A 7,082-nucleotide genomic window follows, 5' to 3' on the forward strand; every position below is an offset into this window, starting at 1 on the left:
CATGATCAGGCAGTTCTGCAGACTTAATTACCAAAATCCCGGGGATAAATCCTATCAGCAGAAACTCTTTGTAGATAACGGCAGAAATCTTGCTGTTGCAGGTGATGACTACAAAGAATTCCGTGGAAAAATAATGGGAGAATTCCCTGTCATCAGTATTTCCTTTAAGACTGTTGAGGGAACCTGTTTTCAGCAGGCAGTATCTCAGCTTATATATAAGGTTGGACTGCTTTATAATGAGTTTGATTTTTTAACAAAAAGTTCTAAACAAACCTCAGGTGCTATTCAAAGCTATATCGATAATCTTACTTTCTGTGAGACACAGAAAAACAAGCTTTATGAAACTCAGAATTTAACCAAAGCAATATCAATTCTGGGTACTGCAATTCCCCAGATTGCCTCCATGCTTTACAAGGAGTATGGACGTAAGGTTATAGTTATTATTGATGAATATGATGTTCCTCTGCAGAAAGCTGTTATCGCAAAAGAACCTTACTATGATGACATGCTCAGTATCATCCGAACCAGAGTGTGTTTACCGATGCCAATAACTTCACAACCTTCGGTATGAACGATGAGCCTTATACTGGTTTCTTTGGGTTCACAGAAGAAGAAACAAGAAAACTCCTTGAGGACTGCGGACTTTCTGAAAAGGAAAGTGAAGTTAAGAAATGGTACGACGGCTACAGATTTGGCAACAAGCATATCTTCTGCCCATGGAGCTTAATCAGCTACTGCTATGCTGCGACACAGAAGGATAACACTGTTCCTCAGCCATTCTGGGTAAACACCAGTGGAAACGACCTCATCACCATGTTCACTGACAACAGTATGGAATCTCACAATGCAGAGAATATAGATAAACTGCAAAAACTGATGGAAGGAGAGAATGTTGATATCAGTTTAATGGAATTTACTACCTATCCTGATCTCAGAGTTGGCGTTAGCTTTGATGTTTTTATGACACTGATGCTGCATACAGGATATGTAACCTTTGCTGAAGGTTCAGATACAAGCGATAAAGTGACTGTAAGAATTCCAAATCAGGAAGTTTTGTACTGTTTTAACAAGAAGAGAGAGCTTCTTTTTGGAGAGAATAATCCATACTGGTACAATCAGGCTTTAAAGCTAGTTGATTTACTCATGGAAAATAATACTGATGAAGCTCAGATGCTAATCAGCACCATGCTAAAAGAGTTTTTGAGTATCAGAAATACAGGCCATGAACTCTATTACCATGGTTTCATGACAGGTATTCTGGGACTTGCTGCAGCAACTAAGAATTTTAAGTATCACGAGGAAATTGAAACAGGAACCGGCTTTTCAGATATTATTATTGATAACTTTGATTCGGAAATTGCCTGTATTTTGGAGCTTAAAAAGGTTGAACAGCTTGAAGACTGCTATGATGCTGCTGATGACGCTACAAAGCAGATAATCCAAAAAGACTATGCCGCAAAATTTATATCAAGACGATATAAGAAAGTCTACGGAATAGGTATTGGATTTGCTCAAAAGAGCTGCAAGATTGCTTCCTTAGGAAATATGTCAAAATCGTAGGTTAATCTTTCTTTTACCTTTGAGAGATACCTTCAATTATTTTGGAAAGCTATTGATTTTCAGATCAGATGCTTTCCCCTGTTTCCAGCCTTGAATCTTTAATTCTACTTTCAATATTCATTTTTCTTTTATCAGGGCTTGCTTTTTTTCGGATCTAAGGAAAAAAAATTGTTGGATCAGAGTATTTGAGATAAAAGATAGAGTTAAAAAAAATTTAGTCTTTTGATAAAGATGTTTCGACCCCAAAAAAACATAACTAAAACAAAAGACGCATATGCATACTACAATTCTATCTTCAAATCTTCAAAGTAAATCCTGATCATGTAATTGCCGCTACCTTTGCTCCAAGCTTTTGAAGGAGATTTCCTGATAGTACCTTCATATTTTGAAATTATTTATTTAACATTTTGAAAATAATACTTTTTGAACTAATCAAATAAGCCAGATTGGCACAATATAGTTTTCTCGATCTATCGCAGATAAATCTGTTTTTGTGCAGATTACAGCACCTTTTGATCTTTTTACAGAGGATCTATCGAGTAAACTGAAGTTTTTAATTATTTCAGAGCCTGGATTTGACGATTTTTTTATTTCAATTGGATTTAGCAGACCATCATGTTCCAAAACGATATCAATTTCTTTAAAATCCTTGTCTCGATAATAGTACATATAAGGTTCAATGCCATTATTAAGATAAGTCTTTCTTATTTCTGATACGACGTAATTCTCCAGAATAGCGCCATTCATTGCTCCATTTGCAAGAGTTGCAGCGTTACTCCATTTTGTAAGATAACAGACTAAACCTGTATCATAAAAATATAATTTTGGTGTTTTTACCAGTCTTTTCAACAAATTATTTGAGTAAGAATGTAAGTAGAATATTATTCCCAGAGTTTCCAGAATTGATAGCCACGACTTAACCTGTTTTTGATCAAGATCAGCATCTCTAGCTATATCTGCTACATTAAGCATTTGACTGCATCTTGCAGCAACTGAGGTTAAAAAGTTATAAAACTTAAGAGAATCTATAGTGGTAGATAACTCCTTTATATCTCTTTCAAGATATGTTGAAAGATAGCTGCTGTAAAAAATCTGACTGTTAGAGGTAACTCCATTTGCAACTGCAGGCATAGAGCCACGAAAAATTCTTTGATAAATCTCTTCTGTATCAGCGTGTTTTCTTTCAGAAATTCTTGTTGTTAAAGAATCCAGATCTATTCTGAAAGGTTCAACTTTTTCTCCGCAGATTTCTCCCTGTGATAAAGAAGTCATAGATAAAACTGCAACTCTTCCTGCCAGCGATTCCTGTACGCCGTGCATGAGTTTAAAAATCTGAGAGCCTGTAAGCCAGAAATCCCCTGCTCTATGATTCTTATCTACGTGAATTTTTATATAGGTAAATAATTCAGGAGCATACTGAACTTCGTCTATTAGAATCGGTGGCTTATGAAGCTGAAGAAAAAGTTCTGGGTCGTTTTTTGCCAGATTTCTATCGGACAAGTCATCTAATGTAACGTAGTTTCTTGAGGTTCCTTCCATCATTTTGAGAAGAAGAGTTGTCTTTCCTACCTGTCTTGGTCCTGTAACCAGTACCACAGGATATTCCTGACTAACTTCTCGTATAACTTTTTCTAGAGTTCTTTCTATATAATTCATGATTATTATATTCTTCGGCTAAAATGTATTCTTATATCAATTTTAGCCGAAATTTTTATAAAGGCAAACTCATTAGAGTGTAGATGTATTAAAGTATAAATTTCTTGAAATTAAGACTATGAGGGACTTTTGATTGTTGAAGCGCTGAATGGATAAGGTCCTATCTATAAAGGTAATCCGTGATGAGTTTTTATCTTTGGGCTGACGAGCTAGTGATTGCAGATTAACTATGATCCTGACTGCTTATGTTTTGAGATATTTTAAGAATCTGTTTAAATAACAATAAATTGATCTATAATAAAGACGAAGGGCAGAGAATACTCTCCACCCTTCATCTTTTACGGTTTTACCATACCGGAGCACACCAGAACAGTAAGACCGTTAATATTAGAAAGAAAAGAAACAGCTTCATTTTTGAAGTTCCTTATCTTTGGTTAATATTACAGCTCTACTGCTTAGAGTCACCGCTAATGACTCTAAGTGAGTAGAGCCACCTACGGTTAAACCGCATTTCCATTTTATCATTCTGTTTTATTTTATTCTTTTATCTTTTTGGTTTTTAAGAAAATTGTATAAGTAATGATGCATAATTTTTCAAGTTTTTTAATAAATCCTTGAGAATGCACTTCGGTTTTAATTTTGTTATTACATCTTTCTCTCCTATTTTTCTGCAGAATACATACCTCTGTCTAATATATTGATTACTTTGAAGTATCTCTAACATTCAGATAATACTTTAATGCTATGCTTGTACCAAACAGAACAACAATCAAACAAACATTCGGATCTTATATTGAAAAAGTTAAGCGTATTAATCGTTGCTATAACCTGTATTTTTACCTTATCAGGCTGCGTTGCTGATTACGCCTCAGTCGATGACGAAAAATTCGCTAAGACCTTTAAAATCAAAGATCCAAACACCTCTCAGATATATATCTACAGACCTAAGCATTACTTTGGTTCCTGGATGAAGAAAAGAGTCTGGGTTGACGGCAAGTTTGCTGCCGACCTGACTAATGAAACCTTCTTTGTGGCTATAGTAAAACCTGGGCAGCATATTGTTTCTACACGATCTGAATTTGGCAATAATCACATTACCTTTAACACCAAGCCTGGCCGTAATTACTATGTAAAGCAGAATATCAAGTACGGTGTTTTTGCTCCCGGTTCAGGAATTCGTCTTATGAGTTATAAGGTTGCTATGAAGGATATCCTGAATCTTGATCTGGTGGAAGGCTTTGAAGATGATGAGAAGGATATAGATAAAAAAGACTTTAATGAGTTAAAAAGTGAGCTTTACTCTCAGAATAAGTAATTCATTTTTCTTTGATTCTGCCCTGCTTTATTCAGCTTTCTTTATCTGCTTTACCTGTAACTGAAATAAAGATTTGACGATTAGACCTTTATTTGCCCATAGGTCAGTCTTTGTTACAAAATAAAAATCCAGAGTCCTTTTAACTAGATCTCTGGATTCTGTCAGTATTTATTAAACAAATACTATTGTTTTATTAGTGGATTCTATCGCCGTTTACAGCACCTGAATCAACACCTAACAGGAATACCTCAGTTCCGCCTGGACCTGCGGCAGTCACCATACCCTCAGATAAACCAAACTTCATCTGACGAGGTTTGAGGTTTGCAACCAGCACTACCTGACGACCAACTAAGGAGTTAACATCCTTATAGGCAGCCTTGATTCCAGCAAATACCTGTCTGGTCTCAAAACCAATATCAACCTTAAGTTTTAGCAGTTTCTTAGCCTCAGGCACTTCCTCGGCACTTACAATTGTACCTACGCGAAGGTCAATCTTTGCAAAATCATCAATGGTGATTTCTGGTGCTAAAGGCTCGATTCTGCCCTCTTCACCCTTTTCATCAGCTTTTTTCTGTGGTTTTGAGGCACCAGCTGCTTCCTTTAAATCTTCCTTTGAATTCTCAATCATTGCATCAATTGTTGCCTTCTCAATACGGCTGAATAAAGGCTTGAACTTGTTGATGGTGTGAGAGGTCAGAGGCTTCTCAACAGTTGCAAAATCAAGTGTGGTATTCAGGAATTCAGCTGCGTTTGCTGCAACCTCAGGTAAAACCGGCTGCAGATAGGTAATCAGAGCTTTGAACAGGTTAATACCGTCAGAACATACTCTCTGCAGCTTGTCATCCTGTCCTTCCTCCTTGGCAATAACCCATGGAGCCATTGAATCAATGTATCTGTTGGCATCATCAGCTAAAGTCATGATTGCTCTTATGGCATCAGCATAGTTACGGCTCTCGTATCCCTTGATAACCTCATCCTTGATTGCAGCAATCTTGGAGATGATCTCCTCATTGTATGGAGCATCTGAAAGTTTGCCGTCAAATCTCTTGGTAATAAAGCCCGCGGTTCTTGAAGCAAGATTTACAACCTTGCCTACGATATCTGAGTTTACCTTGGCCATGAAGTCATCCAGTGACAGGTCAATATCAACAGCAGATGAGTTCATCTTTGATGCAAAGTAGTAACGCAGAGTCTCTGGCTTTAAGTACTTCAGGAAGGTCTTGGCCTTGATAAAGGTGCCCTTTGATTTTGACATCTTGGCACCGTTTACGGTTACATAGCCATGAACATAAATATGGTCTGGCAGACGTAAATCAGCTGCATATAGAGTTGCAGGCCAGAATAAGGAGTGGAAGTACAGAATATCCTTACCGATAAAGTGTACCATCTCAACAGAAGAATCCTTCTTGATGAAATCCTCAAAATTCATGCCGTTCTTTGAGCACAGATTCTTCAGAGAGGCAAAGTAGCCTACAGGAGCATCCATCCATACGTAGAAGTACTTGTCATCTGCTCCCGGAATCTTAAAGCCGAAATAAGGTGCATCACGGGAAATATCCCACTGCTTCAAGCCCTGAGAGAACCACTCTTCAAGCTTGTTGGCCATTTCTTTCTGAATTACACCGGAATTTCTGATGAAATCATGCAGGAAATCCTTTGCCTTAGGTAAATCAAAGAAATAGTGAACAGATTCCTTGAGTTCTGGCTTGGCACCGGATACAGTTGAATAAGCATCCTTCAGCTCCGTTGGGTCATAGGTGGCACCGCAGACTTCGCAGTTGTCACCATACTGATCCTTAGCTCCGCATCTTGGACAGGTTCCCTTAACAAATCTGTCTGGCAGGAACATATTCTTCTGAGGATCAAATAACTGAGAGATTTTCTTGGTTACGATGTAGCCTTTCTCAAATGCTTTCTTGTACATATAGGACATCATTTCCTCGTTTTCAGGAGAATGAGTCTTATAGTAGTTGTCATAGGCGACTAAAAAGCCCTTTAAGTCCTCATCATGATCCTTGGTGGTCATTTCAATCATCTGCTCAGGGGTAATACCAAGCTGACCTGCCTTAATCATTACAGGGCTGCCATGACAGTCATCACCGCAGACATAGGCAACCTTATTACCGATTGCTCTGTTGAATCTTACAAAGATATCTGACTGGATGTGCTCAAGCATATGACCAAGATGAATTGGTCCATTTGCATATGGAAGTGCGTTAGTAACCAGGATTGTTTTTTGAGTCATGTTTTCCTCAGTTATTTTCTTTTTGAATTTTATGAATAATTGGCGAGTATTTTACTACAAAGGCAGAGATAACTGGTGCTTATTTGGGGATTAAAAGGTCGAATTTGAAGTTAACAGATTATGTACGAAAAATCCATCGTCATTTTGGGCGATGGACTTAGCGAATGGAATACTGATTCTATTTTTTGTGAACTGGATTTATCCCCTGTGCAGGCATGCGGCTGTTCATAGGAAACTGAGATGAGGAAACCTTCATGGCCAGTTTTAACTTGGCACAGTCCTCTGCATCAGGCTTTGCAGTCAGAT

Annotated in this window: 4 protein-coding genes and 1 pseudogene; 3 read left to right on the forward strand and 2 right to left on the reverse strand. The window is 37.6% G+C overall.

Features of this window, described 5'->3' with window-relative positions; all coding sequences use genetic code 11:
* Positions 1-133: 133 nt before the first annotated feature.
* Together QZU45_RS10410 and QZU45_RS10415 are read left to right on the forward strand one after the other, a co-directional pair.
* A pseudogene (locus tag QZU45_RS10410) lies at positions 134-675 on the forward strand (AAA family ATPase); the annotation flags it as partial.
* 510 nt (positions 676-1,185) lie between these two features.
* Positions 1,186-1,560 carry a PD-(D/E)XK nuclease domain-containing protein gene (locus QZU45_RS10415; RefSeq protein WP_295355079.1) on the forward strand — a complete coding sequence of 125 codons (375 nt, stop codon included), beginning with the start codon at positions 1,186-1,188 and terminating at the stop codon, positions 1,558-1,560.
* 432 nt (positions 1,561-1,992) lie between these two features.
* Here QZU45_RS10415 and QZU45_RS10420 read toward each other — a convergent pair whose 3' ends face one another.
* Positions 1,993-3,216, reverse strand: a complete 1,224-nt coding sequence (locus QZU45_RS10420; RefSeq protein WP_295355076.1) for an ATP-binding protein — start codon at positions 3,214-3,216, stop codon at positions 1,993-1,995.
* 793 nt (positions 3,217-4,009) lie between these two features.
* Between QZU45_RS10420 and QZU45_RS10425 the strand changes: the two genes are divergently transcribed.
* Positions 4,010-4,531 carry a DUF2846 domain-containing protein gene (locus QZU45_RS10425; RefSeq protein WP_295355077.1) on the forward strand — a complete coding sequence of 174 codons (522 nt, stop codon included), beginning with the start codon at positions 4,010-4,012 and terminating at the stop codon, positions 4,529-4,531.
* A gap of 193 nt (positions 4,532-4,724) precedes the next feature.
* Here QZU45_RS10425 and metG read toward each other — a convergent pair whose 3' ends face one another.
* The gene (gene metG, locus QZU45_RS10430) at positions 4,725-6,791 is read right to left on the reverse strand and encodes a methionine--tRNA ligase (RefSeq protein WP_295355080.1); all 2,067 of its coding nucleotides are present in this window, start codon (positions 6,789-6,791) and stop codon (positions 4,725-4,727) included.
* Between the last annotated feature and the right edge of the window lie 291 nt (positions 6,792-7,082).

Source organism: uncultured Succinivibrio sp. (assembly GCF_902756765.1).
GTDB lineage: Bacteria > Pseudomonadota > Gammaproteobacteria > Enterobacterales > Succinivibrionaceae > Succinivibrio.

Excerpts from the sequence above, each read along its gene's own strand:
- QZU45_RS10415 (WP_295355079.1), top strand. The coding sequence starts at position 1,186 with ATGCTAAAAGAGTTTTTGAGTATCAGAAATACAGGCCATGAACTCTAT.
- QZU45_RS10420 (WP_295355076.1), bottom strand. The coding sequence starts at position 3,216 with ATGAATTATATAGAAAGAACTCTAGAAAAAGTTATACGAGAAGTTAGT.